Origin of the sequence: Lentilactobacillus sp. Marseille-Q4993 (assembly GCF_951230165.1) — a bacterium.
GTDB lineage: Bacteria > Bacillota > Bacilli > Lactobacillales > Lactobacillaceae > Lentilactobacillus.
In genome coordinates this window covers 47,657-73,594 of the sequence record NZ_CATNVB010000001.1, presented here as the reverse complement: position 1 = coordinate 73,594, position 25,938 = coordinate 47,657, and the positions used below count along the sequence as shown (strand labels likewise).

Annotated in this window: 27 protein-coding genes and 1 other RNA gene; 6 read left to right on the top strand and 22 right to left on the bottom strand. The window is 40.1% G+C overall.

Annotated features, from left to right (window positions below):
• Positions 1–143 precede the first annotated feature (143 nt).
• The gene (locus QOW94_RS00420) at positions 144–572 is read left to right on the top strand and encodes a CidA/LrgA family protein (RefSeq protein WP_283678070.1); all 429 of its coding nucleotides are present in this window, start codon (positions 144–146) and stop codon (positions 570–572) included.
• A 29-nt stretch (positions 573–601) separates the two neighbouring features.
• Positions 602–1,342, top strand: coding sequence for an LrgB family protein (locus QOW94_RS00415; protein WP_283678069.1), 741 nt, complete (start codon positions 602–604; stop codon positions 1,340–1,342).
• A 305-nt stretch (positions 1,343–1,647) separates the two neighbouring features.
• On the opposite strand, the gene kimA is transcribed toward QOW94_RS00415, so the two are convergent.
• The 4 genes from kimA to QOW94_RS00395 all read right to left on the bottom strand — a co-directional run bounded on the left by kimA (position 1,648) and on the right by QOW94_RS00395 (position 6,488).
• A complete protein-coding gene (kimA, locus tag QOW94_RS00410; protein WP_283678068.1) occupies positions 1,648–3,489 on the bottom strand; it encodes a potassium transporter KimA in 1,842 nt (613 codons plus the stop codon).
• 195 nt (positions 3,490–3,684) lie between these two features.
• Positions 3,685–5,304 carry a chaperonin GroEL gene (groL, locus tag QOW94_RS00405; protein WP_283678067.1) on the bottom strand — a complete coding sequence of 540 codons (1,620 nt, stop codon included), beginning with the start codon at positions 5,302–5,304 and terminating at the stop codon, positions 3,685–3,687.
• Between the two features lie 37 nt (positions 5,305–5,341).
• The gene (gene groES / locus QOW94_RS00400) at positions 5,342–5,626 is read right to left on the bottom strand and encodes a co-chaperone GroES (RefSeq protein ID WP_283678065.1); all 285 of its coding nucleotides are present in this window, start codon (positions 5,624–5,626) and stop codon (positions 5,342–5,344) included.
• Positions 5,627–5,855: 229 nt separating this feature from the next.
• Entirely contained in the window at positions 5,856–6,488 is a 633-nt protein-coding gene (locus tag QOW94_RS00395) for a redox-sensing transcriptional repressor Rex (protein WP_283678064.1), read from the bottom strand.
• 159 nt (positions 6,489–6,647) lie between these two features.
• Here QOW94_RS00395 and QOW94_RS00390 point away from each other — a divergent pair, with 159 nt between their 5' ends.
• Positions 6,648–8,579: an ABC-F family ATP-binding cassette domain-containing protein gene (locus QOW94_RS00390; protein ID WP_283678063.1), complete on the top strand. Its 1,932-nt coding sequence runs from the start codon at positions 6,648–6,650 to the stop codon at positions 8,577–8,579.
• A gap of 77 nt (positions 8,580–8,656) precedes the next feature.
• Here the strand turns inward: QOW94_RS00390 and tsaD are convergent, their stop codons facing one another.
• The 16 genes from tsaD to QOW94_RS00310 form a co-directional block, all read right to left on the bottom strand.
• On the bottom strand, positions 8,657–9,682 hold the full coding sequence (tsaD, locus tag QOW94_RS00385; protein ID WP_283678062.1) for a tRNA (adenosine(37)-N6)-threonylcarbamoyltransferase complex transferase subunit TsaD: 1,026 nt from the start codon (positions 9,680–9,682) through the stop codon (positions 8,657–8,659).
• A gap of 8 nt (positions 9,683–9,690) precedes the next feature.
• The gene (gene rimI / locus QOW94_RS00380) at positions 9,691–10,266 is read right to left on the bottom strand and encodes a ribosomal protein S18-alanine N-acetyltransferase (protein WP_283678061.1); all 576 of its coding nucleotides are present in this window, start codon (positions 10,264–10,266) and stop codon (positions 9,691–9,693) included.
• The gene (tsaB, locus tag QOW94_RS00375) at positions 10,250–10,972 is read right to left on the bottom strand and encodes a tRNA (adenosine(37)-N6)-threonylcarbamoyltransferase complex dimerization subunit type 1 TsaB (RefSeq protein ID WP_283678060.1); all 723 of its coding nucleotides are present in this window, start codon (positions 10,970–10,972) and stop codon (positions 10,250–10,252) included. Before tsaB ends, rimI begins: the two co-directional genes overlap by 17 nt.
• A 2-nt stretch (positions 10,973–10,974) precedes the next feature.
• Complete coding sequence (locus tag QOW94_RS00370) at positions 10,975–11,730, bottom strand: acyl-[acyl-carrier-protein] thioesterase (protein WP_283678059.1); 756 nt, start codon at positions 11,728–11,730, stop codon at positions 10,975–10,977.
• Positions 11,731–11,745: 15 nt separating this feature from the next.
• Positions 11,746–12,627: a 16S rRNA (cytidine(1402)-2'-O)-methyltransferase gene (rsmI, locus tag QOW94_RS00365; RefSeq protein ID WP_283678058.1), complete on the bottom strand. Its 882-nt coding sequence runs from the start codon at positions 12,625–12,627 to the stop codon at positions 11,746–11,748.
• A 13-nt stretch (positions 12,628–12,640) separates the two neighbouring features.
• Entirely contained in the window at positions 12,641–12,973 is a 333-nt protein-coding gene (locus QOW94_RS00360) for a DNA replication initiation control protein YabA (RefSeq protein WP_283678057.1), read from the bottom strand.
• Between the two features lie 22 nt (positions 12,974–12,995).
• The gene (gene holB, locus QOW94_RS00355; RefSeq protein WP_283678056.1) at positions 12,996–14,003 is read right to left on the bottom strand and encodes a DNA polymerase III subunit delta'; all 1,008 of its coding nucleotides are present in this window, start codon (positions 14,001–14,003) and stop codon (positions 12,996–12,998) included.
• A gap of 17 nt (positions 14,004–14,020) precedes the next feature.
• The gene (darA, locus tag QOW94_RS00350) at positions 14,021–14,347 is read right to left on the bottom strand and encodes a cyclic di-AMP receptor DarA (RefSeq protein ID WP_283678055.1); all 327 of its coding nucleotides are present in this window, start codon (positions 14,345–14,347) and stop codon (positions 14,021–14,023) included.
• Between the two features lie 6 nt (positions 14,348–14,353).
• The gene (gene tmk, locus QOW94_RS00345; RefSeq protein ID WP_283678054.1) at positions 14,354–15,001 is read right to left on the bottom strand and encodes a dTMP kinase; all 648 of its coding nucleotides are present in this window, start codon (positions 14,999–15,001) and stop codon (positions 14,354–14,356) included.
• A gap of 125 nt (positions 15,002–15,126) precedes the next feature.
• Positions 15,127–15,384 carry a YaaL family protein gene (locus QOW94_RS00340; protein ID WP_283678053.1) on the bottom strand — a complete coding sequence of 86 codons (258 nt, stop codon included), beginning with the start codon at positions 15,382–15,384 and terminating at the stop codon, positions 15,127–15,129.
• Between the two features lie 14 nt (positions 15,385–15,398).
• Entirely contained in the window at positions 15,399–15,998 is a 600-nt protein-coding gene (gene recR, locus QOW94_RS00335; protein WP_283678052.1) for a recombination mediator RecR, read from the bottom strand.
• 24 nt (positions 15,999–16,022) lie between these two features.
• On the bottom strand, positions 16,023–16,334 hold the full coding sequence (locus QOW94_RS00330; RefSeq protein WP_283678051.1) for a YbaB/EbfC family nucleoid-associated protein: 312 nt from the start codon (positions 16,332–16,334) through the stop codon (positions 16,023–16,025).
• 21 nt (positions 16,335–16,355) lie between these two features.
• The gene (gene dnaX / locus QOW94_RS00325) at positions 16,356–18,146 is read right to left on the bottom strand and encodes a DNA polymerase III subunit gamma/tau (RefSeq protein ID WP_283678050.1); all 1,791 of its coding nucleotides are present in this window, start codon (positions 18,144–18,146) and stop codon (positions 16,356–16,358) included.
• Positions 18,147–18,316: 170 nt separating this feature from the next.
• Positions 18,317–18,403: signal recognition particle sRNA small type (gene ffs / locus QOW94_RS00320), an RNA gene on the bottom strand.
• A gap of 47 nt (positions 18,404–18,450) precedes the next feature.
• Positions 18,451–18,924 carry a tRNA adenosine(34) deaminase TadA gene (gene tadA, locus QOW94_RS00315; protein ID WP_283678049.1) on the bottom strand — a complete coding sequence of 158 codons (474 nt, stop codon included), beginning with the start codon at positions 18,922–18,924 and terminating at the stop codon, positions 18,451–18,453.
• Positions 18,924–19,538, bottom strand: a complete 615-nt coding sequence (locus QOW94_RS00310) for a class I SAM-dependent methyltransferase (protein ID WP_283678048.1) — start codon at positions 19,536–19,538, stop codon at positions 18,924–18,926. Before QOW94_RS00310 ends, tadA begins: the two co-directional genes overlap by 1 nt.
• A 162-nt stretch (positions 19,539–19,700) precedes the next feature.
• On the opposite strand from QOW94_RS00310, the gene QOW94_RS00305 reads away from it, so the two are divergent.
• The 3 genes from QOW94_RS00305 (at position 19,701) to nrdF (ending at position 23,171) form a co-directional block, all read left to right on the top strand.
• Entirely contained in the window at positions 19,701–19,931 is a 231-nt protein-coding gene (locus QOW94_RS00305; RefSeq protein ID WP_283678047.1) for a redoxin NrdH, read from the top strand.
• 99 nt (positions 19,932–20,030) lie between these two features.
• A complete protein-coding gene (gene nrdE / locus QOW94_RS00300) occupies positions 20,031–22,196 on the top strand; it encodes a class 1b ribonucleoside-diphosphate reductase subunit alpha (protein ID WP_283678046.1) in 2,166 nt (721 codons plus the stop codon).
• A gap of 15 nt (positions 22,197–22,211) precedes the next feature.
• Complete coding sequence (gene nrdF / locus QOW94_RS00295) at positions 22,212–23,171, top strand: class 1b ribonucleoside-diphosphate reductase subunit beta (RefSeq protein WP_283678045.1); 960 nt, start codon at positions 22,212–22,214, stop codon at positions 23,169–23,171.
• A 58-nt stretch (positions 23,172–23,229) separates the two neighbouring features.
• Here nrdF and QOW94_RS00290 read toward each other — a convergent pair whose 3' ends face one another.
• Positions 23,230–24,225: a D-2-hydroxyacid dehydrogenase gene (locus tag QOW94_RS00290; RefSeq protein WP_283678044.1), complete on the bottom strand. Its 996-nt coding sequence runs from the start codon at positions 24,223–24,225 to the stop codon at positions 23,230–23,232.
• 249 nt (positions 24,226–24,474) lie between these two features.
• Positions 24,475–25,938, bottom strand: a complete 1,464-nt coding sequence (locus QOW94_RS00285; protein WP_283678043.1) for a UDP-glucose--hexose-1-phosphate uridylyltransferase — start codon at positions 25,936–25,938, stop codon at positions 24,475–24,477.

Below are 25,938 nucleotides of genomic sequence, written 5' to 3'. Positions count from 1 at the left end.
CAAAAGATTGTTGTAATTTTCACATTCTTTGCATTAAACAGTGTTTCTATTTGTGTTATTTCACAAAAACAATTATACTGGAAAATGTAAGATAACAGGTTTTGTAAACGTGTTAATTTTAATAAGTGAAAGGAGTTTTTGTTATGGCTGATAAAGCAAATACTACACAAGCGGAGAAAAAAGAAGCCCCAATTTTAGTTCAAATGGGTATTTTCGCTGCCGTGTTATTCGTTTCAAGTTTAATTTCACCACTATTTCCACCTAAGTTCCCAGTTCCAACACCAGTTATTGGGTTAGTTCTTCTATACTTACTACTAACGCTACACATTATTAAGTTAGAGTGGGTTGAAAAGTTTGCTGACTTTATGATCGGTTTGATTGCATTCATGTTCGTACCATCTGGTATTCAATTGACTGCATCACTCGATATCATGAAGGCCCAAGGGCTACAACTAATCATTGCAATTATTATTTCCACCGTTATCTTACTTGTTGTTGTTGCCTACACCACCTCATTCTTCATCATGATCAGAACCAAAGTTTTCCATAAAGACGCAACAATCGAAGATTAACAATTAAATAACGAAAGGGTGAACTTATAATGCAAACGACAATTATTACTTATCTAGGCACACCGATTTTCGGTATCTGTCTATCGCTTGCCGTATTCTTACTTGGCCAATGGCTATTTAAGATCAGTAAGGGACTATTTATTTTCCAACCTCTGTTTGTTGGTATGGTTTTAGGTATTTTTATTCTATGGTTAATGGCAAAAATGTTCGGTGTTGATACTACTTGGTTCTACACCAACGCATACAAACCAGGTGGAGACATCATCTTCTGGTTCTTGAACCCTGCTACTATCGCCTTTGCCATTCCTCTTTACAGACGTAACGATGTTGTTAAACGTTTCTGGCTTGAAATTGTTCTCTCATTAATCGTTGGACTTGGTATTTCACTATTCTTGATTTACTTCCTTGCAAAGATCATGGGATTGAACAACTCAGGTATCGCATCATTACTTCCACAAGCAGCAACTACTGCTATCGCAATGCCAATTTCAGGCGCTATCGGTGGTACACCAGCCATCACTGCTATGGCATGTATCCTTAACGCCGTTCTTATTTACGCATTGGCTAACTGGTTACTCAAGATTTTCCATTTGAAAGAACCAGTTGGTATGGGACTTGGTCTTGGAACTGCCGGACATACTGTTGGATCAGCTAAAGCTATTCAAATCGGTTCTGTTCCTGGTGCCATGGCTGCCATCGCGGTTGTTATTATCTCAATCGTTGTTGACTTAATTGTTCCTCCATTTGCAAGTATGATGGGACTTATCTAATAATCAAAAAACATCCTTCGGGGTGTTTTTTTTTACGCAAATTTATTACTTTTCCAAATCAGCACTCCAAAACTACATTGAATAAGTGACTAAACAAACTCAGTCACCTTTAACGGCCAATTAAACGGCCTGTAACCATTACTTTCATTGGATACTGATACTTTATCATGCAAACCTTAAACTAGCTTAAACTCCCTTATATTAATTGACTACAAAGAAGCATTAGTGGTTATTTTCAAGAGATCAAAAAAAGCAATGATTTTCTCAACAAATCGAGAAAAATCATTGCTTATATCGTTCATTAACTACTCACGCAGGTGGTAGTTATAGGTTGAAATAATAATATTTTGTCTTGAATTAAGAATTGCCCTTAGTCTTAAAGCAGTTTGGTTATGCAAAACTCGTTCCCATCTATGGCGTGGCACAAATTGAGGAACCAAGACTGTAGTCGAGAAGTTCCGGTCAGCGGCTCGTTTGGCAATTACATCACAGAACCTCAACGTTGGTTGCGTTATTGACCTGTATGACGAGTGAATATCGACGAACCTCACGTCAGGGAATTCCTTTCTAAATTCCTCTGAAATCTTATGCTCTTTCTCCGGATTAGCATCAAACGAAACGTGCATTGCAATCACGTAATCACCAATCGACTGAGCATAACTGATTGCCCGCGCAGTAACTCTGGTAACCCCACCAACTAAAACGATAACTGTTGAACCGTCAAAGTGGTGAATAGGCGTCAACTCGGCTGCTTCTTCAGCCACTTTAAGCTGTTTGGCAACCTTTTGATAATGAATATTAATTTTATAGAAAATTCTGAGCACGATTGGCATAACAATCAGGTATGGCCATACGTTTTCAAATCTAAGCAGGAACAAGAAAATAACTAGTGCAACCGAAATGAATGCCCCAACAAAGTTGACGATTGATTTCAACTGCCAATTCTTACCCTTATTTCGACGCCAGTGAATAATCATTCCTGACTGAGAGAGAGTAAATGGTACGAAAACTCCGACCGCGTAGAGTGGAATCAAAGAATTAGTTTTACCACCGAAAATTTGAATTAGGACAATGGCTCCTAACGCTAACGAAATAATTCCGTTAGAGTATCCGAGCCGATCCCCCTTATCAAGATAAGCGTGAGGCAAAAACTTGTCCTTTGCTAAGTTATAAGCCAAGATTGGGAATGCTGAAAAACCAGTGTTTGCCGCAACAGCCAAAATTAAGGCAGTTGACATTTGAAGTACGTAGTAAAGCAACCCGTGGCCGAATATCCCTTCACCAATTTGTGAAAGCACAGTTTCGTGGGTGTTTGGTGCGATTCCCATGTAAAAACTCAAGATGGTAATTCCACCAAAGAAGAACCCAAGGATTACAGCCATAATCGCCAATGTGTGAGAGGCATTCTTACTCTTAGGATCTTTGAAGTTTGGAACAGCATTACTAATGGCTTCAACCCCAGTAAGTGATGATGATCCACTCGAGAAGGCTCTAAAGAATAGAATCAGGGTCATTCCAGCAACTGGTGAACCAACATTTGCTGCTGCATGGTACTGAATTGATCCAGTTGCAATTTTAAAACCACCATAAACAATCATACTGAGAATAACTAGAATAAACAGATACACCGGTACCGTTAAAATTGCAGCTGATTCGCGCATCCCACGCAGGTTTAATAGCATAATCAAAATAACAATAATACAAGATATCAATACCTGGTGTTTGTACAAACTCGGTATGGCCGAGGTGATAGCCTCAGTCGCTGACGTCGTTGAAACGGCAACGGTAAGCATATAATCAACTAGGAGCGAACCACCGGCAACTAAACCAGCAGAACGACCCCAATTAGTACTAGCAACAACATATGCACCCCCACCTGATGGGTAGGCATGAATAATTTGCTGGTAGGATATTGTGATTGCTGCCAAAAGAACCAAAACAAGGGCCGCAACCCAAATTTGATACATCATTGCCGCAGCAGAAAGTGTAATCAATATCGTCGTAATTTGCTCAGTACCATAAGCAATAGACGATAAAGCATCTGACGAAAGCAGTGCTAGTGCTTTAAACTTAGTTAACGATTGACCACCCTCATCGGCAGTCTTTAACGGTTTCCCAATTAGAACCCGCTTTAACAATCGCCACATAAACTCTTTCCCCTTTTACATTTACAGTATTTGTCACTTTTCGTGACTTGTTTGAATGTCCATAGAATGATAATTCATATTCGATTTAAAAACAAGCAGTATTTTAAATCAACAAAACAACAATACAACACAAAAGAGCCTCCGACAAGTGCGGAAGCTCTTTTAATGTGGATTAATTATCCAATAATTTAGTTATTACATTCCCATTCCTGGATTTGGCATTGCAGGCATTGCAGCACTATCATCCTTTGGTTCATCAGCAACAACAGCTTCGGTTGTTAATAGCAAAGCAGAAACTGAGGCTGCGTTTTGAAGGGCTGAACGGGTAACCTTGGTTGGATCGACGATTCCAGCACTAATCATATCTTCAAACTTATCTTCGGCGGCATTGTAACCAATCCCATCCTTTTCGTTCTTAAGTTTTTCAACAATGACAGATCCTTCAATCCCAGCGTTTTCAGCAATTTGGCGAACAGGTTCTTCCAAAGCACGGCGAACGATCTTAACACCAGTTGCTTCATCACCAGTTGCACTAACCCCATCAACGTCCTTCATGACATTGATCAATGCAGTACCACCACCAGGAACAAAGCCTTCTTCTACGGCGGCTCTTGTGGCGTTCAATGCATCTTCAATTCTGTATTTACGTTCTTTTAATTCGGTTTCAGTTGCGGCACCAACACGGACAACGGCAACTCCACCTGATAACTTAGCAAGACGTTCCTTTAACTTATCACGGTCAAAGTCTGAAGTGGTCTTTTCAATCTGAGCTTTGATTTCTTCAACCCGACCACTGATTTGCTCCTTAGAACCTGAGCCTTCAACGATTGTAGTTGAATCCTTAGTTACATTAACCTTACCAGCTTGGCCTAATTGATCAATGGTGGCATCCTTCAAGTTCAAACCAAGATCGTCTGTAATTACAGTGGCACCAGTCAAGTAAGCAATATCTTGAAGTTGGTCCTTACGACGATCACCAAAACCAGGAGCCTTAACGGCAACAACGTTGAATGTTCCTCTCATCTTGTTAAGAACAAGGGTTGGAAGGGCCTCACCACCAATGTCATCAGCAATAATCAATAATGACTTACCTTGTTCAACGATTTGTTGAAGAAGTGGCAAAATATCTTGAATGTTAGTAATCTTTTTGTCAGTTACTAAAATGTATGGGTTATCAAGGTTTGCTTCCATCTTGTCGTTATCAGTTACCATGTATTGTGACATGTAACCACGATCAAATTGCATTCCTTCAACAACATCAAGGCTAGTATCAACACCACGTGATTCCTCAATGGTAATAACACCATCGTTACCAACCTTTTCCATGGCATCAGCAATCAACTTACCAACCTCTTCGTTAGCAGAAGAAATCGAAGCGATTTGAGCAATGTCATCCTTAGTTGCAACTTCATGAGACATCTTGTGAAGAGCTTCAACCGCAGCCTTTGTTGCCTTTTCAATTCCGCGACGAATTCCGACTGGGTTTGCACCGGCAGTAACGTTCTTCATCCCTTCATTAACGATTGCTTGAGTCAAAACTGTGGCAGTAGTCGTACCGTCACCGGCAACATCATTAGTCTTTGAAGCAACTTCAGAAACTAACTTGGCACCCATGTTCTCAAAATGATCTGGAAGTTCAATCGACTTTGCGATGGTAACACCATCGTTAGTAATTGTTGGATTACCAGCGGTTTGCTCCAAAACGACGTTACGTCCCTTTGGACCAATTGTCGTCTTAACAGTATCTGCTAATTTATCGACACCTTGTAACATTTTAGTTCTAGCGTCTTCAGAAAACTTTATTTCTTTAGCCATTACTATATTTCACCTCAAAAGTATTTTTTAATTCTCACTATTCAACAATAGCTACGATATCTTTTTCATGTAAAACTAAATAGGAATTATCATTGTCTTCAACTTCAGTTCCGGCGTACTTGTCAAACATAACTTCATCGCCAACCTTAACGGTAAGTGCGACAGTTTGACCATTTTCTAATACTCGACCCGAACCAACGGCAACAACTTTTCCAGTTTGGGGTTTTTCCTTAGCATTACTTGCTAGGACAATGCCACCAACTGTCTTTTCTTCTTCACTTTGCGTTTCAACTAAAACGCGATCTCCTAATGGTTTTAACACGTTAGTCCCTCCAGATTATGAAAGTTTTAGCATAATTGGCACTCATATGTTAAAAGTGCTAATCACTGTCTATTACTATATTATTTTTCCTAAAAAAAAGCAAGGTTAGACCGCCAAAAAACAAAAAAATACCACTAATCAACCGGTCTTAAACCGCTCAATTAGCAGTATCAATAAATGATTGCCAATTTAAAAAATAATTACTTAACCACATAAATTAAACATCAACCTACTTACCAAAGTTTTCAATGAAGTAAATCAAAGTCTGTAACTCGTTTGTCAAATCGACATTTTGAACTAATACATCATCTGGAACTGACAACCTTAATGGAGTAAAGTTTAAAATCCCCTTAACTCCTCCTTCAACGGCCTTATCAGCTACCGATTGGGCAACAGAAGATGGAACAGTCAGAATGATTACTTGAATTTGTTGTTCCTTTAATTGACTGACTAATTCGTTCACGGGGTATACAGGAACGCCATCCTCAATTGTGTTTACTAGCGAATCATCAGCATCAAATGCAGCCGAAATTCTAACGTTACCGTCTTTGTGAAAATTAAAGTTCAGTAAGGCATGCCCCAGATTACCAACCCCAATCAATCCCACATTAGTTAAGTGTTCTTGGTTCAGGATCTGTTTGAAGAATGATAGCAAACTATCAACATCATAGCCATAGCCTCGCTTACCAAGTGCCCCAAAATACGAAAAGTCTCGCCTAATGGTCGCAGAATCTACTTGGACAGCGTCAGCTAGCTCGGTTGAAGATATTCTTTGCTTGCCAGTATCATGGAGAATGTTTAAATACCTATAGTAGATGGGCAACCGTTTTGCGGTGGCACGAGGTATATTTTCTGCCGTCAAGATTAACTCCTCCTTTTTTGTTAGTTTGTGAAACCCTCTTCAGCTAATATTCTATCATAAGTTGGGACTTTGTGAAATAAATTTCAATTTTATTTATGTTTTTATAAACTAGCTTGATTATGCTAAAATGGTTAGGACTTAGAAAGGTGGATGGCAATAGTGATAATCCTACAAACACAAAACGTCGCCAAGCGATTTAACGGCGAGGATATCTTCTCAAATGTGAACCTTGCCGTTCAAGAAAAAAGCCGGATTGCTCTTGTTGGTCGTAACGGAGCAGGCAAATCAACTCTCGTTAAAATTATCACGGGAGAAATAAACGCTGATGAAGGCGAAGTTTCACAAAAGCGAGGCCTCAACATCGGCTACCTTGCCCAGGATACTGGTCTTGACTCTGACAAATCAATTTACGATGAAATGGAATCTGTCTTTGCAGCGTTAAAAGCAACAGAGGCAAAGCTTCGGCAAATTGAACAACAAATGGCTACAGCCTCACCCGCTGAACTTGAGGAATTATCGTCAACTTACGATAATCTCCGGGCGGACTTCGAACAAAAGAACGGTTACTCGTACGAGGCCGAAATTCGTGGGGTTCTTCATGGATTTGGATTTGGTGAAAAAGATTACAATCGCAAAATCACAGAATTATCTGGTGGTCAGAAGACCCAACTTGCTTTGGCAAAACTCCTACTTGAAAAGCCAGACTTATTGATTTTAGATGAGCCAACTAATCATTTGGATGTAGCTACGATCACCTGGCTAGAAGGATACATAAAGAATTATCCTGGCGCTTTGCTGATTATTTCTCATGACCGGTACTTTTTAGATCAAATCGTCAACGAAGTTTACGAGATGGCAACGGGAACTCTGCATCATTTCAAGGGTAATTATTCAAAATACGTTGAAGAAAAGGCCCAAATTGAAAAAACACAGATGAAGGAGTACGAAAAACAGCAAGCAAAGATTGAAAAAATGCAGGAGTTTGTTGACAAGAATATTGTGAGAGCATCATCAACCAAACAAGCGCAAGCACGGCGAAAGCAACTTGAGAAAATGGATCGGATTGAAAAACCAAAAGACGACAACAAGGTTGCTCGCTTTTCATTTACCCCAAACAGAAAAAGCGGCGACAATATCATTAAAGTATCCGATGCCGCAATTGGTTACACTGAGATTCTAAGTGAACCTATCAATTTTGAAGTTAAGAGACACCAAGCAATTGCCATCGTCGGTCCTAACGGTGTCGGTAAATCGACGCTCCTAAAGAGTATCCTTGGGCAAATCCCCTTCATCAAAGGTGGTGTCCAATTTGGAACTGGAATCGACACTGGTTACTATGATCAGGAACAAAAATCTCTGCACCGAAACAAAAAAGTCCTAAACGAACTTTGGGACGACCACCCAACTGTAAACGAAGGTGACATTCGTAGCATTCTCGGAAGTTTCTTGTTTAGCGGTGACGACGTCGACAAACTAGTAGCTGATTTGTCAGGGGGCGAAAAGGCCCGCCTTTTGTTAACTAAACTAGCTATGAAGCACAACAATTTTTTGATTCTTGATGAGCCAACTAACCATTTGGATATCGATAGTCGTGAAGTTCTTGAAAAGGCCCTACGAGAATTTGACGGCACAATCTTGTTTGTTTCCCATGATAGGTACTTCATTAATCAAATTGCGACTGGGACAGTCGAAATATCAAAAGATGGGAGCCACGCTTATTTAGGAAACTACGACTACTATATTGCTAAAAAAGAGGAAATGGCAGCTGTTAAGGAACACGAATTAGAGCAACAATCACCAGCCACAAACACCAAGGTGATATCTGCCAAGAAAAATCAGTACCAATTATCAAAGGAAGACCAAAAGAAAAAGCGGAAACTTTCAAGGGAAGTAGAGTCACTTGAAGCTACCCTCGAAAAGTTAAACCAACAAAAAGAGCAAACTGAAGCTGAAATGACTCAACCTGATACTTTTAATGACTTAGGCAAACTAACGGAACTGCAAGCACAAGTCGATAATCTTAGCGAAGAAATTACCCAGACTGAGACTGAATGGGAGTCAAAAAGCCTTGAGCTCGAAGATTTTGATTAAACAAAAAACGTTTGGTAGCAACCCTTAAATCAAATTGATTTTTAGGTGCTATCAAACGTTTTTTTGATTATTTATTATTAAGCCTCGCCAATCCAATCAAAATCAAGCGATGGGTCTGCATTGAGGGTCGCATCGGAGCTTATTGAATGCCGATAAAGCATCTCACCAGCAGCACCAATCATTGCGGCATTATCACCACAAAGTGAAAGTGGCACGAGGACTAATTCGGTATTCGAAAATTTAGCTAATTCATCGGTGAGTCGTTCACGGATTCCCCGATTGGCAGCAACTCCTCCGGCTAGGATTAATTGTTTAACTGGGTATTCATGAAGAGCCCGGACTGTTTTATCAGCTAATACGTCAACAACTGATTGCTGAAAAGAAGCGGCTAAATCTTCACGCGATAATGATTCATGAATCTGATCCGCATGATGGACGGTGTTGATAAATGCGCTCTTTAAGCCACTAAAGCTAAAATCAAAGTTGTCATCTTGATCCATTGCCCGAGGGAAGTTAAACGTATCATTCCCTTTATGAGCAAGTTCGTCAACCTCTTTACCAGCTGGATAATTGATTGAGAGAACCCGACCAACTTTGTCGTAAGCTTCACCAGCAGCATCATCCCTAGTTTCACCGATAATTTCAAAGGAGTTTTCTTCTTTCATGTATACAAGTTCAGTATGGCCACCGGAAACAACAAGAGCCATGGCAGGAAATTCAATCGGTTTGACCAAGCGAGCCCCATAAATATGACCCGCAATATGATTAACTGGAATCAATGGTAAATTATGCGCCCAAGCAACTGCTTTTGCGGCTGTTACCCCAATTAACAGGGCCCCAACTAGACCGGGACCATATGTTACTGCAACTGCCGTTAAATCATCATAAGAAACGTTTGCTTTAGTCAAGGCATCATCAATACACCCAGTGATTTGTTCTATATGGTGACGACTAGCTACTTCTGGAACAACCCCACCAAATCGCTGGTGACTCTTAATTTGAGTCGCAACAATATTGGACAGAATTTTGTCGCCATTTTCGATTACGGCAACTGAGGTTTCATCACAGCTAGTTTCAAATGCTAAAATTAAATTTCTGTTCATAAATCCACTCAACCAATCTTTGTTATATCCATTGTCATGTTCAAAGCATCTTCACGGTCGTTAAAGTAATAGTCCTTAGTAATTCCATCCTCAACAAACCCAATATCCTTGTACAACTGCTGAGCTCGGGTATTGCTCATCCTGACCTCAAGCGTAACTTTATTGAATTCCATTTGTCTTGCTTTTTTGATAATCGTAGTCACAAGAAAATACCCCAATCCCCGATTTTGGAAGTTAGGTGCAACCGCCACGTTTGTAATATGGCAGTCTTGAGTATTAAAATTCCAAGAACAGCCAATGAAGGCCACCAACCAGTCATTTCGACGTAATACCAAATAGAGCCGATCGTCTGATCTCATCAGTTCAGATCTAAACGCCCGTTCATCCCACGGAGTCTGGCCACCATACACCGCCCGTTCAATTCCCAAAATTTCTGGAATGTCAGGAATCATTGCCTTAGCAAGAAAAAACTCAGTTCCGTTGATATCAACGTCATGATTCTTAATATCCAAGTACTTTTCCCTAAGAGCTTTTTCTTTATTATAGAAGTGGTTTTCGTACCACCCCTTAATATTTTTCCACATAGTTGTCATTTCCCTCATTAGGGTGAGCTTTTTGCCAGTCCGCTTCAGCTTTTGTCAGCCTTAAATAGTTAGGGACAACTGCATCAACATTATCTACTGGTTTAAAATCATTAGCATGAATTGCCATTAACGTTGCATTTGGTACAGCAAACTGTCTTGGCAAGACCGTTAATGTCGATACTTCCGCAGTAAGTTGTGCTGAAAGCTCACCAATATCCCCCAATACCTCAATTTTATCACTATAATTCTTCAATACTGGAATCCAATTGTCAATGTTTGTGTGTTGGTCAGCAACGACAGATTCCAGCTTATTACCATTTCTCTTGTATAAACCAGTAAACATGTTGCCATTTCGGGCATCGAAAATTGGATTTATCAAGGCATCTGAATCAAATCGATTAAGCGCTAATGACCACAAGCTAGACACGGTTATCAACGGTATCTCGAGAGTGCTTGCTAGGGTTTTGGCCACCGTGGTAGCCATCCTAATGCCTGTATATGATCCAGGACCGGTCGCAACAACAATTTTGTCAATTCCTGCAGGGGTTAATCCTGATTTTTTCACCAAATCCTCGATGATTGGAAGCATATATTCCGCGTGCTTCTTATGAGTCGTCAGGGTTTCAGACGCCATCACAAAATCATCTTCTACTACCGAAATGGATAACGGGGTGTTTGATGTATCAATTGAAAGTATTTTTGCCATAGTTAATCCTTCACTTTTTTCCAAACAATTGTAGCAATAGCTGAAATATTACCACCACACGTAACTAAATGCACGGTTTTTACTTTATCATCTACTTCAGTCTGAGAAACTTTACTCTCTACTATCTGGCCATACTTCACTTCATTTTCAAATCGAATATCGGTTTGAACTGGTTGATGACTAATCAAGAAATCCATTGGTAACACATCAACCATCCACTCCAGATAATGAGAATTGTTTACGTGGCCGTTAAAGTCAATATCATTTGAACGAACTTGGTATTGCTTAACAGCATCGGGATCACCAACTAATTTCTCAGGTCTTGGTAGCCGGGGAACTTTTTTAACTTGGTCAGATTCATAGGGTTCAATAAAATTATCCGTTATTGTCTGGACTTTTCTAGTTTCTTCATTCATGAGCACCCAAATACTATCAACCTTGACCATCTCGGCACCAGATTCATCATGAACCCAAAATTCACGGTATGCAAAGTACTTATTGTACGACGTTCCGCGCGTGGTTACCTTAATTTTGGATTCAACAGTTGGCATCTCAGTTATCTTAATTGAATACGAGGTAACAATCCACCCAGAGGAATAGTTATTGATCAACTCGGTATGATCAACTCCTAATTCCTTATTTTGATGCTCAGATATCAAAATTAATATATTTAATAACATTGCAATTGTGACGTGGTTAGTAACGTCAGCCTCGTAGTAAGGCACAGTATGAAATTCGCTAAATTCTTTTGCGCTCATGAAGATCTCTTTTCATTATAAATTATGATACTGGTTGTAAATTACTTGTTTTCTAACTCCGTTGTCCTTAGCAACTTTTTTAATCGCATCATTAGTAGTCATTCCTTGGTCAATATATCGTTGAACCTGCACGGTTACAGGCAAACTGGTAATAACTTCTTCAACCTTGTCGTCAGTATCCTCAACTGAGTCATTGCCACTAATAATAATTACGAATTCGCCTCTTATTTCCGTTTCTGTGGCCCATTGTAATAATTCATCCAGCGTACCACGGATAAATTCCTCATGCTTTTTTGTTAGTTCACGGCATAAAGCAGCCTTGCGGTCTTCTCCAAATGCCTTTTGCAGTACCTTAAGGGTTTGTTTTAACCTATGGGGAGCTTCGTACAAAATTACCGTTTCCGGTTTTTTTGCAAGGGCTACAAGAGCATCCTTCTGCTCCTGATTTTTTCGTGGTAAGAAACCGTAAAACATGAATGGTTGGGGTGATATTCCCGAAGCAATCAAGGCTGTCAACGCTGCATTAGCCCCAGGCAACGGTACCACCGTAATATTAGCATCAATACAGGCAGCCACTAATTCCTTACCAGGGTCGCTAATCGAAGGCATTCCAGCATCACTAACCTGAGCGATACTTTGCCCCTCCTTTAGCATCCCAATCAACTCAGGAATTCGACTTTGAGTATTGTGCTCATGAAAGCTAATTTGGTGGGTATGAATTTCAAAATGATTCAACAACTTAGCTGTATTTCTAGTATCTTCAGCTGCTATCAAATCAACTTCCTTTAAAATATTAATTGTCCGAAAAGTCATGTCATCAAGGTTCCCAATCGGTGTGGGCACAAGGTACAACGTTCCAATATTCGTATTTTGTTCAAAACTCTTTTGGGTCTGCAATTTATTACTCCAATCAACGTCTGCCGTAAATTATCTCGGTACAGAAAATACATTCTTCACCATCTTCACGACGTTTGCCATAATAGTCACTACATACATGGAAACCTTCATGGTATAACTTTTCTAGGTTTAATCGGGATTTTGAAAGCTGGTTTTCGTTCTCAGGATTCTCCTGGGCCCTGTCATCTTTCAGCTTATCCCTTAAATTTTGATTTTCAATTTTTAATTCGGCGTTCTCTTCCATTAACTTAATGATGGTTTCGTGTAAATTAGTGAATTGTTCCGCCGTACTGCTTAACCGACTATCTAAGTCTTTTAATTCATCATATAGACTGTTTGAATCCACCTGATCATCCCTCTACGTTTAATCACACCATTACGTCTAACAGCTTTAAGGTTGTTGACTCCAAAATGTTTTGGAAGTTCATGTTCCCTTTAAAACTGGTATTTGTATCTAATAAAATGTTCATGTTATCAATAACCTGGTGACTACTAATTCGTTCTGCCTGAGTGGTCAAAACTTTCACCAACCCTGGAAAACTCAACTTATCGCTATCAGTAGCCCCATAACGGAGTTCCATTAAATCACGAAAAATTTCAACCATCATCGCTAAAACTAGTTGTTGTTGCTGACGATTGTTAACGACCGGCATAATGTCAGTTTGAATGAAGGTAAACGCCATTCGATCGTCCTTTACAAGGTACTTAAACCACTGCTCAACTTTTTCCTGGGCATGGTAAAACCAATCATCCTCTAGCCAGCTGTTAATCTCACTTACACTATTAGTCAATGTAAGTAGTAAATTAATACTATTTTGTTTGACCCCATTACTGCGCAATCGACTTACCAAATCCTCGCGGGTTGCTTCGGGAAAATCGATTACCTGCGTTCTCGAGATGATTGTTGGTAAGACGATGTTTTTGTTTGTGGTAATCAAAATGGTCGTTATATCAGAGCTCGGTTCCTCGATAAACTTAAGCAGGCTGTTTGCTGCGCCAGTAGTCATCGTCTCAGCCCCTGAAATAATAAAAATCTTCTTGTTCCCTTCAACTGCACTCTTTGTAAACTCACTTTTGATATGGCGAATCTGGTCGACCTTAATGCTTCTCTCATCTGGAGTTTCTACAACAACATCAGGATGGTCCAAACTCATGATTCGCCGACATTCATTGCATTTTCCGCACGGTTTGCCATTCACGACATTCTGGCAAAAAAGGCGCATGGCAATGGTCATCGCGACCTCAAACTCACCAGCACCTTCCTCACCGGAAAACAAATAAGCATGAGACAGCGTCCCCCGGTTAATTATTTCCATAAACCGGTCAACTAGCTCAGCCTGCTTATCCTGTGCAATTGTAAAAACGTTATCTTCCAATTTTTCCGCCTACCACTCTAAAATTGATGGAATGATTCAATTGGTAACACCATTACGGTTGCTCCACCAACCTGAACTTCGATTGGGAACGTATGCTCTGATGTATCTCCGCTTAGACTTACGGGTGGTGTCATGAATTGTTGCCTCGATGAACATGTTTCCTTGATAAGTTGAAGGGTTAAGTCAACCTTATCATCGTCAACTCCAACCAAGTAGGTCGTGTTACCGGCCCGCAAAAAACTTCCAGTCGTTGAGAATCTAGTTGCGATAATATCGTGAGCAACAAAGACTGATCTCAACTTGTTTGCATCTTTATCTTGAACGATTGCGATAACTAATTTCATCTAGTATTACCCCTTAAAATAATTCTGTGCGATTTGTCTTATAATCGCTAAAGTATCTGATTCAACTTTAGCAAGTGGTTGAGTAGCGTCCACGATTTTAAATCTATCTTTATTTTGACTAGCAACCTTAAGGTAACCATCATGAACTCGTTCGTGAAATGCCTTAGTCTCAACATCTAATCTATCAACATCTCCTGCAGGCCGGTTAGCCTGAATTCTGTCAAGACCGACCTCCACTGGAATATCAAAATAAATCGTCGCATCTGGCAGTCGATCCTCCGTAGCAAACCGGTTCATCTCATAGACCTGTTCCATGCCAATCTCACGACCAGACCCTTGATATGCAACTGAACTATCAACGTAGCGGTCGCATAAGACTAGTTTACCATCCTCTAAAGCTGGAATGATTGTTTCAACCAAATGTTGTCTCCTAGCAGCTGAATACAATAGTGCCTCAGTTCTTGCATCCATTTCAGTATTATCACGATCCAAAATAATATTCCTGATTTGTTCAGAAATTTTGTTGCCACCCGGCTCTCTAGTGACCAACAATTTATCTCCCAGTTTTTCACTGATTTGGTCCACAATCGCATTCATCACGGTTGTTTTCCCAGCACCATCTGGACCTTCAAAAGTCAAAAACAATCCATCCACCAAAATCAACTCCACTTTTCTTATCTTAGTTCATTGTACTTGATGCTTTTTTTATTGTCTATGTGACCTAACCTAATAAAAATCGGTAAATATTCCAAAATTTGAAATACTTATCGATTCGATTACTATTCGGTCCGATCATAATTGATTACCGATGGCTGAATATGATCATTTCTGACCCTTCGTCTTCTGGCCTCTTTATAAATGTAGAAATACTTCTGCTTGGCCAACGCTGTTTCTTGTTGAATTTGGATATCTGCGTCAGCAACAGCATCTTGGGTCTTTTGAGCGTAATCCCAATTTTCCTTTAACTGATTGATAAGATCCAATAATTGGGCATCATACTCTGACTTAATGTCCCGTTTTTTGAAAAAGTTAAACATTTATTCTGGCCACCTTAAAGTTCAGTTCTACCTTCAACAGCTTTAAACAAAGTCATTTCATCGGCGTATTCAATATCGGCTCCCATTGACAAACCATGGGCAAGCCTTGTTACTTTGATTCCAGCTGGTTTAATTAGTTTAGATAAGTACATTGCGGTTGATTCACCCTCAGGCGTTGCATTAGTGGCCACAATGACTTCCTTCACTGCTTCGTTTTGCTGAAGTCGTTTGATCAAGGAACTCACATTCAAATCTTCTGGGCCAATTCCCTCAATTGGTGAAAGAACACCGTGTAAAACGTGATACAATCCACGATACTGATTCATCTTTTCCATTACCATCACGTCTTTAGGTTGTTCTACCACAAGAATTGTTGACTGATCCCTAGTCTTGTCTTGGCAAATCTCACAAGGATCCTCTTCAGTCAGGTTGCCGCAAATCGAACAATATCGAAGGTCATTTTTACTAGCTTCGAGCGACTTGGCAAACCCCTTCACGTCATCTTCATTCATGTCAACGACATAAAAGGCCAACCTCGTGGCGGTTTTACTTCCAATTCCCGGTAATTTCATGAAGCTATCAATTAGTTTTGCGATTGGTTCTGGGTATTGCATATCTTCACCCTTCTATTCTGCAAATTAAAGTCCAGGAAGTCCCTTTGTATACTTGCCCATCGTATCTTGAGTTGCCTTTTCGACTTTCGTGATTCCATCATTTACAGCAGTTAAAATCAAATCAGCAAGCATGTCTGGATCATCAGGATCAATCGCTTCTGGTTTTATACTCAAATCAGTCATCTTCTTTTCGCCATAAAACTTAGCGGTGACCATTTCACTTGGGTCAGTCCCAACAAACTCCTGTTCCTTAAGGTTTTCTTGTTCCTCAGCCATTTGTTTTTGCATTTTTTTCATTTGTTTCATCATTTTGTTCATGTTCATGCCATTCATCATTGAAATTGGCCTCCATTTTAATTAATCTTCTTTAACATCAACTACATCAGGGCCAAACAACTCCTCAGCCTTGTCAACAACTGGATCCTTGTCAGGATCATCGTCATCTGGTGGCATGTCTGCTGGCTGTTCTGCCACTTCTGCCGATTGTGGGGCTTCACTCTTATCAACCGATTCAGTTGGAGTGACCTTCTTACCCCGATTGTTCTTTAAGTATCCCGACCTAATATCTGGCCACTGACTCTCAGGGACGAACACCAATTTCGGTACCTTACCGACGATTCTATCCAGACTATTTTCAAGGGCATCGCGCAATTCAATATCACTTTTTGCCTTCTGGTATAGGAATAGGTATTCGAAGGAAACAATCACCCCATCATCACTAGCTGCAACCGGTTCTGACACGTGCATCACTGCCCGTTGGGTTACTGACAAACTGTTCATTAATTCTGGCCAAACTTGTTTGAACTGATTCAATTCATTTCTTGTTGCGCTATCCAAAATTGGATAGATTTTAGTTAATTCAACTTTTGAATCTAGTTTAGGAGCAGCATTTGCCGGCTTGATTTCCGGCTTAACTGCCTGAGCAGATTCATTACTCCCTTGATGGTCAAGCTTTGACTCCAAGTCATTAACTTTCCGACTCAGCTGCGAAATTGTTTGGTTAAGCTGCTGAACTGTGGCATCATCAACCGATGTGGTCACTCCTGTTTCTGCAGATGGCTGTGAATCCCGAGTAGCCATTTTAACCGTTAACACTTCCAAGTAAACATCAGGATGATTGGTAAACCGCAATGAATTTGCCACATCATTAAGAGCATTGATCATCTGATAGACCATTTCGTTAGTGGTCTGGCCAGCAAGGTCCTTAAAAGAATCATCAACGATTCCAAGTTCCATAGCTTCAACCATCTCTGGATCCTGATTGTACAGAAGAATATCTTGGCACAATCCAGTCACGTCTTCAACAAACCGACTTGGATCACTACCCTCATCAATAATTTGTTGAACGGTCTTGAGAGCATCTGTCGTTTGACCATCAATGATCTGCTTCATATAAGTCAGTAGCAGATCATTCTTGACACTACCAGTGACAAGTAACGCATTGTCATAAGTAATCTGATTATCACCATATGACATAGCCTGATCAAGAATCGATAACGCGTCCCGCATTCCACCCTCAGCCGACTTTGCAATCAAGCGAAGGGCTTTGTCATCATATTCGACATTTTTCTCGTTAAGGATGTACTCCATCCGTTTTAAAATAACTTGGGGCTTGATACGCTTAAAGTCAAACCGCTGAGTCCGTGAAATAATTGTGGCGGGAATCTTATGAGGCTCAGTAGTAGCCAGAATGAAGATAACGTTAGCTGGTGGCTCCTCTAGCGTTTTTAACAAGGCGTTAAATGCTCCCGTTGACAACATATGAACTTCATCAATTATATAAACTTTATAGTCGGCTTGGGTTGGAGCGTACTTTACCTTATCGCGAATATCCCGAATTTCTTCAACCCCGTTGTTTGAAGCGGCATCGATTTCAATAACATCACTCAAACTACCATCAGTGATTGCCTTACAGGTTTCACATTCGTTACATGGTTCGCCGTCTTTTCTAAAATGGCAGTTGACCGCCTTAGCAAATATCTTAGCAGCTGACGTTTTTCCAGTTCCTCGGGGCCCAGTAAACAGATAGGCATGGCTGGTTTGGTTAGTGATCAGAGCGTTCTTTAACGTCTGAGTAATAATCTCTTGACCAACAATCTCGTCAAACCTTTGGGGCCGCCAAACCCGATATAGTGCTTGATAACTCATGCCTCAGCCTCCGTTAATAAATAATTTCACTCCTGAATATTATAGTATGAATAACGGAAAGTTTCCATTCAAAATCAGGCAATCTTAAAATTGGAACCGTTAATTCAAACTGGCTTTTTAGATAGTAAAAAGCCAAGATAAAACACCGTTTTATCCTGGCTGTTGATTTCATATAACGAGAGACACAAGATCGAGAATACTTAGTGCTGCTTCCTTCCGGATCTGACACGGTTCGTAAACCAACCCTTGTCTCAAGGCCTTGCGGCATTTAATATCATAACGTAAATTCAGAAAAAATGCCAGTTTATTTTAGCTGTTTTCTTCTTTTCCGAGCTTCTTTGAAAAATTGCTTCATTATAGATGCACATTTTTCTCTCAAAATTCCCGAATGAACTTCAACCTGATGATTAAGCCGATCATCCCTCAACGTGTCGTAAAGAGTATCTACGGCCCCTGCTTTATTATCAGGGGCACCATAAAACACTCTAGAAACCCGGGCATTGACAATCGCTCCGGAACACATTAAACACGGTTCAATCGTAACGTACAGGTCGCAATCAACTAACCGCCAATTACCAACTGCCCTACCAGCTTCCTGGATTGCCATTACTTCAGCATGCGCAGTTGCATCCTGAAATCGTTCACGAAGATTATGGCCACGACCAATCACCTTGCCATTGTGAACAACGACTGCCCCAATCGGCACCTCCCCTAACAAATATGCCTTCTTTGCCTCAGTTAGGGCTTCATTCATAAAAAATTCTTGCTCTGAAACCATTAATTATCTTCCTTAATACTTTCTAAAATGTAATACCCCTTATCCCGCTTTAATATTTCGCAGTTACCAAAAACTTCCGTCATTAACTTTTTGGCAGAGGGAGCCCCTTGCTTCTTTTGGAGAACTACGGATAAAGTTCCGTTTGGTAATAAATGATCGATTGATTCACTGATCATTGTATCAACAACCTTCTTACCTGCTCTAACTGGCGGATTCGTTATAATTGCAGCAAACTGACCCTCTACGTTTTGATACGCATCACTGGCGTATATCTGAACATTTTCGATTTTATTGTTAGCAGCATTTTGTTCAGCTAAGGCTAGGGCTAACTCATTAACATCGACCATTTCAACTGTCCTACTAGGAAACTTCTTAGCGATAGCCAAACCAATGGGACCATAACCACACCCCAGGTCAAGAATTTTGCCAGCAGGCATTTTTTCAAAGTCGATGTTACCTAGTAGCACTCTGGTACCGTAATCAACGGTCTTTTTAGAAAACACTCCGTTATCTGAAGTAAACTTAATGTTGTTTCCAAGTAACGGAAAGTTCCATTCAATTGGATCAGACACAACATCTGGGTGTTTAGAATAGTAAAATTGATTATCTGTCATGGTAAAACTCCTTATACTAGCGGTTGAGGGCGGGTCACAATATTTTGTACTTATTTTTTGTGCAATCACAATATATAGTGTTTTTTGATTGATTTTTAGAATTTATAGTGTAGTATATAAACATGAAGAAATTGATAGCTACATATTTGGAGGGTGAATAATATGGCTAAAGTTACAGTATACTCAAAAAACAACTGCATGCAATGCAAAATGACAAAGCGTTATCTTTCAGAACACAACATTGACTTTGAAGAACACAACATCAACGAACAACCTGAATACGTTGACTACTTAAAACAACGTGGTTTCATGGCACTACCTGTCGTCGATGTCGACGGCAAAGACGCGTTCAGTGGCTTTCGTCCTGATCAACTAAATTCGATTGCCGGATAGTCCTTGTTAATTCTAACATATTGACTTTTACAAACGGGCGAAACTTTTTTAGGTTCTCGCCTATTTTATTTCGCAAAAATAAGAAAGAGTGGTAAAAATATGTCTCTTCACAAACTAGAAGACGTCTCCTACTTTGACCTTAACAACCAAATCAACATTCCGGTGGATGGTCAAATTCCTCTGAATAAAGATAAGGAAGCTTTAGATGCTTTCATCAAAGAAAACGTCAAACCTAACTTAGTAAAATTCGATTCATTAAAAGACCGATTCGATTACTTGATTGAAAATAACTATTACGAAAAAGACTTTATTAGTAAGTACAACTTTTCGTTCATTGAAAAACTTTACGATTATTTGAATGACCAAAACTTTCAATTTAAATCATTCATGGCGGCATATAAGTTTTACGCCCAGTATGCTCTTAAAACTAATGATAATGATTCTTATCTCGAAACTTTTGTGGACAGAGTTGCTGCTAACGCCCTTTACTTTGCTGATGGCAACGAGCAACTTGCTATGGATCTAGCCGATGAAATTATTCACCAGCGTTACCAACCCGCTACCCCAACGTTCCTTAACGCCGGTCGCGAAAACCGTGGCGAATTCGTTTCTTGTTTCTTGATTCAATCAACTGATGACATGAACACCATCGGCCGGACAATCAACTCAGCCCTCCAACTTTCTAGAATTGGTGGCGGGGTTGGAATCAACCTTTCAAACCTTCGTGGTGCTGGTGCTCCAATCAAGCATATTGAAGGAGCTGCATCTGGGGTTGTTCCAGTTATGAAATTACTTGAGGATAGCTTTTCGTACTCAAACCAACTTGGCCAACGTCAAGGAGCTGGTGTTGTTTACTTAAACGTCTTCCATCCTGATATCATTGATTTTCTTGCAGCCAAGAAGGAAAATGCTGATGAAAAGATTCGGCTAAAGACGCTATCCTTAGGTGTAATCGTACCCGATAAGTTCTACGAATTAATTAAAAATGACGAGGACATGTACTTATTCAGTCCTTATGACGTTGAACGTGAATACGGCAAACCATTCTCATACGTTGACATCACTAAGGAATACGACAACTTAGTTGCTAACGAAAAAATCACTAAGAAAAAAATCAAAGCTCGGGATCTTGAAACTGAAATTAGTAAGTTACAACAAGAATCTGGTTATCCATACGTTATCAATATCGATACTGCCAACCGGGTCAATCCAATCAACGGTCGAATCGTAATGAGCAACCTTTGTTCTGAGATTCTTCAAGTTCAAACTCCATCAACCGTTGATAACGGTCAAAATTACATCAAGATGGGCAAGGATATCTCATGTAACCTTGGTTCAACCAATATCAACAACCTTATGAAATCTAAGGACTTTGGTCATTCTGTTGACTCAATGGTTAGAGCGCTAACGTTTGTTACTGATCACTCTAACATTGACGTTGTGCCTTCAATTCAAAAAGGAAACGAAGAGTCTCACTCAATCGGTTTGGGAGCAATGGGCCTTCACAGCTTCTTTGCTAATCACCACATGTACTACGGCTCACCTGAATCAATCGAATTTACTGGCACCTACTTCATGCTACTTAACTACTATAGCTTAGTATCTTCAAACCAAATTGCTAAGGAACGGAAAACTACTTTCGTAGACTTTGACAAGAGTAAGTATGCTGATGGTACCTATTTTGATAAGTACCTTGAGAATGACTATGCTCCAAAGGACGATAAAGTTAAGGAACTATTCAACGGCATTCACGTCCCAACTAAGCAAGACTGGGCAGCACTCAAGGAATCAGTCATGAAATATGGTTTGTACCATCAAAACCGGATGGCTGTCGCTCCTAACGGTTCAATTTCATATATCAACGATACGACCGCTAGTTTGCACCCAATCATCAACCGTATCGAAGAACGCCAAGAATCCAAGATTGGTAAAATCTACTATCCTGCACCATACCTTTCAAACGATACTATGCCATATTACAAATCTGCTTACGATATGGATATGAGAAAAGTTATCGACATTTACGCAGCTGCTCAAGAGCACGTTGACCAAGGAATGAGTTTGACCCTATTCATGAGATCAACAATTCCAGCCGGCATTTATGAATGGAAAGCTGGTAGAACTGATAAGATGACAACTCGTGATCTTAATATTCTTAGAAACTACGCTCACAAGAAAGGCATCAAATCAATCTACTACATCAGAACATTCACCGATGACAAAGAAGAAGTTGGTTCAAACGAATGTGAAAGCTGCGTAATTTAGAAAGGAATACCACAAATGACCGAAAACTATAAAGCAATCAACTGGAATGCCATCGATGATCAAATCGATAAGGCAACCTGGGAAAAACTTACTGAACAGTTCTGGCTTGACACTAGAATTCCCCTTTCAAACGACCTTAGCGACTGGCGGGAATTAGATGACGACCACAAATGGGTCGTTGCCCACGTGTTTGGCGGTTTGACTTTACTTGATACCCTTCAATCTCAAGAAGGAATGGCTTCATTGAGACACGACGTTAAGACGCAACATGAAACTGCTGTGTTAAACAATATCCAGTTCATGGAGTCAGTGCACGCTAAGAGTTATTCTTCAATTTTCTCAACGCTTAACACTCCTGATGAAATTGAAGAAGTTTTCAACTGGACCGACACAGAAGAATTCCTTCAGAATAAAGCAATCAAGATCGAAAGTATCTACTCAGATCCATTAATGGATCCACTTAAGAAAAAGATTGCCAGTGTCTTTCTCGAAACCTTCTTATTCTACTCTGGTTTCTACACTCCTCTTTACTATTTGGGTCACAACAAACTTGCTAACGTTGCAGAGATCATTAAGTTGATTCTCCGCGATGAGTCTGTCCATGGTACCTACATTGGTTATAAGTTCCAAGTTAGTTTTAACCAATTAGACGACAGCAAGAAGCAAGAGCTTAAAGACTGGATGTATGATTTCCTTTACCAACTGTACTCAAACGAAGAAAACTACACCCACATGTTGTATGACCAAACTGGCTGGACTGAGGATGTTTTGACCTTTATTCGTTATAACGCTAACAAGGCACTGATGAACCTAGGTCAAGATCCCCTTTTCCCAGACACAGCTGAGAACGTAAACCCAGTTGTCATGAATGGTATCTCAACCACAACAGCTAACCATGACTTCTTCTCACAAGTTGGTAATGGTTATCTTCTTGGAAACGTTGAAGCAATGAACGACAGTGATTACGATATCTAATACCACACAAAAAAGCCTGATTCCATCTGGATTCAGGCTTTTCTTATACCATGAACTATTATTTTGCTAAATTATCTACTGCCTCGCCATTGACCATCTTTTCCAAATTCCCCAATGAAAGACCAATCATATTAGCCACCGCTTCATCAGTATGGAATGCCGAATGAGGAGTCAAAATAACATTTGGTAATTTTGACAATTCTAGAACATCTTCATCCGTAACTTTTGCCGTAGAGCGAGAATCCTGAAGTTCTGCAGTTTCATTTTCAAGGGTATCAATTCCAGCCCCCGCGATTTCCCCCGTCTTCAAGGCATTGATTAAAGCCTTGGTGTCAACAATCGAGCCACGAGCGGTGTTGATTAAGACAGCCGAATTTTTCATCCGCTTAAAAGTATCATCGTTGAATAAATGATCGTTTTCTGGCAGTCCGGGCATGTGTAAATCAACAACATCTGCCTGTTCTACTAACTCATCCATTGAGTCAACGTAATTGAACGGCAACTCTGAATCACTCATCGGAAATTTATCATACGCAATCACTTTTGCTCCCAATCCAGCAAACATTGAAATTGCTTCCCGACCAATTCTACCAGTTCCAACCACCCCAACGGTGAGGTTTCTCATTAGTCTGCCCATAAAATCCGCAGAGAAATGAAATTCTCCCTTGTCGTGAAGTTGTTGGTACATGTAGCCAACTTTTCGATTAACATTAAGGGCTAAAGTAACTGCAAATTCAGCAATACTGGCTGGACTGTACGCAGGGACATTAGTGACTGAAATTCCGTTTTTCTTAGCAGCGTTAAGATCAACGTTGTCTAATCCAACGTTTCTTAATGCTAAAAACTTAATTCCCATATCTTTCATCGCAGCAAACAAGTCAGCATCATAAGGAATCGTCTGCAACCCAGAAATACCGTCAAAGCCCTCTGCCTTTGAAAGGGTATCGATAGTTAGAGTCTCGGTGTCGTAATCAACATCTACTCCGTGCTCTAAACCCCATTTGGTTAAGAATGGAATTTCATCGTCCCTAACGTTATAAGCAATCAACTTCATGATTTATTCCTACTTTCAATATATTATTGAATGCCGATTATCCATTTCGCCTATTCTCAAATGTTGATTATCAATCGTCATTCTAAAATAAGGTTTCGGTTAATCCGCATTCACCCGTCAGTGTTACCAACATTTTCTTCACTAGTAATAGCGGAAGAAAAGATGACAGCTACTAACCTTTACTCATAAATTAATTTTATCAAAAAAAGCGATTGGAAGCCCTTTTCCAATCGCTTTATCATCAAAATATTAGATTTGTGAAATAAATTTATCGAAAGCTTTTTGTCCCTTATCATCCCACTTGAAGACACCGGCGTCCTCAAGCACTCGTGAAAAGACAAGGCCAACTTCACGATCAACAACTTCCTCAACGTTTGATTCGGTCAAGTCATTGTTGGCCTTAATTTGGTCAGCCCACTCCTTGTGGTAGTCAGCAATATTATTGTCCTTACCAATCAAGTAATTCTGAACTTCTTTCATTTCTTCCTTCAAACGGGCTGGTAGAATTGCTCGTCCCATAACCTCAATCAAGCCGATATTTTCTTTCTTGATGTGTTGAACATCCTTATGAGGATGGAAGATACCATCTGGATACTCAGCGGAGGTTTGATTATCACGAAGAACAACATCCAGAACGTACTTATCACCGTTTCGATGAGCAATTGGGGTAACTGTGTGATGGCGAGTACCATCAGTATATGCTCGAATATCAACACTCTCATCAGAATATTCTTTCCAACTGGCAAAAATCTTCGTTGCTGCTTCAACCACTTTAGTTTGGTCTTCACTTTCAAGCCTGATAGTTGCCATTGGCCACTTCACGATGCCCGCATCAAGACCATCGATACCTAAGTCAACCTTGCGGTCAATCTTTGCCTTCATCATTGGGAATGAGTGACGGCCACCTTGGTAATGATCCTGAGCAAGCAAGGAGCCACCAACGATTGGTAGATCAGCGTTACTTCCAACGAAGTATTCTGGGAATTGACGAATGATATCAGTCAAATTAACAAAAGTTTGGTGATTAATTGCCATTGGCACGTGTTTCAAATTGAGGAAGATAGCATGCTCACCAAAATATGCGTATGGTGAGTACTGGAATCCCCAAAGCTGGCCACCAATCATCATTCGGATAACCCGGTGATTACTTCTGGCAGCGTAGCCCAATCTACCTAAATAGCCTTCATTCTCGATTGCTAACGGGCCAACTGGGTATGAGGTTGCTTTTTTCTTTCCAGCGGCAGCAATTGCCTTAGGATCCTTTTCAGGCTTAGACAGATTAATAGTAATCTCCAAGTTTCCATAATCAGTCTTTGTCTCGTAAGAAATATTCTTGGCAATCGCTCTTGTCTTAATATAGTCGTTAAACTGACTTAACTTATAAAAGTAGTCAGTTGCGGCCTTTGGTGAAACTTGATACTTATTCCAAAAGATTTCGTTAACCTTTGATGGAATCGGCGTTAATAGATCCATTAATTGATCTTCCAATATTTCTCTATTGGTAATCGAATCTTCAATCTTACCGTGAATAATTGCAAGGTTTACCAAATCATTAGCAACATCCACAACTTCGGTATCAGTGGTAGCTTCGCCATCACCATCACCGATTAGCCGGTAAATTAAATTTCGAACGTATACCCGATCAACATCTTGGTATGGTGAATCTGAATCAACTATAAATTCAATAAACTTATCAACTGCTGTTTCTGCCAT

Coding starts and splice junctions, on each gene's coding strand:
- QOW94_RS00420 (WP_283678070.1), top strand. CDS start 144: ATGGCTGATAAAGCAAATACTACACAAGCGGAGAAAAAAGAAGCCCCA.
- QOW94_RS00415 (WP_283678069.1), top strand. CDS start 602: ATGCAAACGACAATTATTACTTATCTAGGCACACCGATTTTCGGTATC.
- kimA (WP_283678068.1), bottom strand. CDS start 3,489: ATGTGGCGATTGTTAAAGCGGGTTCTAATTGGGAAACCGTTAAAGACT.
- groL (WP_283678067.1), bottom strand. CDS start 5,304: ATGGCTAAAGAAATAAAGTTTTCTGAAGACGCTAGAACTAAAATGTTA.
- tsaD (WP_283678062.1), bottom strand. CDS start 9,682: ATGAACAGAAATTTAATTTTAGCATTTGAAACTAGCTGTGATGAAACC.
- rimI (WP_283678061.1), bottom strand. CDS start 10,266: ATGTGGAAAAATATTAAGGGGTGGTACGAAAACCACTTCTATAATAAA.
- tsaB (WP_283678060.1), bottom strand. CDS start 10,972: ATGGCAAAAATACTTTCAATTGATACATCAAACACCCCGTTATCCATT.
- QOW94_RS00370 (WP_283678059.1), bottom strand. CDS start 11,730: ATGAGCGCAAAAGAATTTAGCGAATTTCATACTGTGCCTTACTACGAG.
- darA (WP_283678055.1), bottom strand. CDS start 14,347: ATGAAATTAGTTATCGCAATCGTTCAAGATAAAGATGCAAACAAGTTG.
- QOW94_RS00340 (WP_283678053.1), bottom strand. CDS start 15,384: ATGTTTAACTTTTTCAAAAAACGGGACATTAAGTCAGAGTATGATGCC.
- recR (WP_283678052.1), bottom strand. CDS start 15,998: ATGCAATACCCAGAACCAATCGCAAAACTAATTGATAGCTTCATGAAA.
- QOW94_RS00330 (WP_283678051.1), bottom strand. CDS start 16,334: ATGATGAATGGCATGAACATGAACAAAATGATGAAACAAATGAAAAAA.
- dnaX (WP_283678050.1), bottom strand. CDS start 18,146: ATGAGTTATCAAGCACTATATCGGGTTTGGCGGCCCCAAAGGTTTGAC.
- tadA (WP_283678049.1), bottom strand. CDS start 18,924: ATGGTTTCAGAGCAAGAATTTTTTATGAATGAAGCCCTAACTGAGGCA.
- QOW94_RS00310 (WP_283678048.1), bottom strand. CDS start 19,538: ATGACAGATAATCAATTTTACTATTCTAAACACCCAGATGTTGTGTCT.
- QOW94_RS00305 (WP_283678047.1), top strand. CDS start 19,701: ATGGCTAAAGTTACAGTATACTCAAAAAACAACTGCATGCAATGCAAA.
- nrdE (WP_283678046.1), top strand. CDS start 20,031: ATGTCTCTTCACAAACTAGAAGACGTCTCCTACTTTGACCTTAACAAC.
- nrdF (WP_283678045.1), top strand. CDS start 22,212: ATGACCGAAAACTATAAAGCAATCAACTGGAATGCCATCGATGATCAA.
- QOW94_RS00290 (WP_283678044.1), bottom strand. CDS start 24,225: ATGAAGTTGATTGCTTATAACGTTAGGGACGATGAAATTCCATTCTTA.
- QOW94_RS00285 (WP_283678043.1), bottom strand. CDS start 25,938: ATGGCAGAAACAGCAGTTGATAAGTTTATTGAATTTATAGTTGATTCA.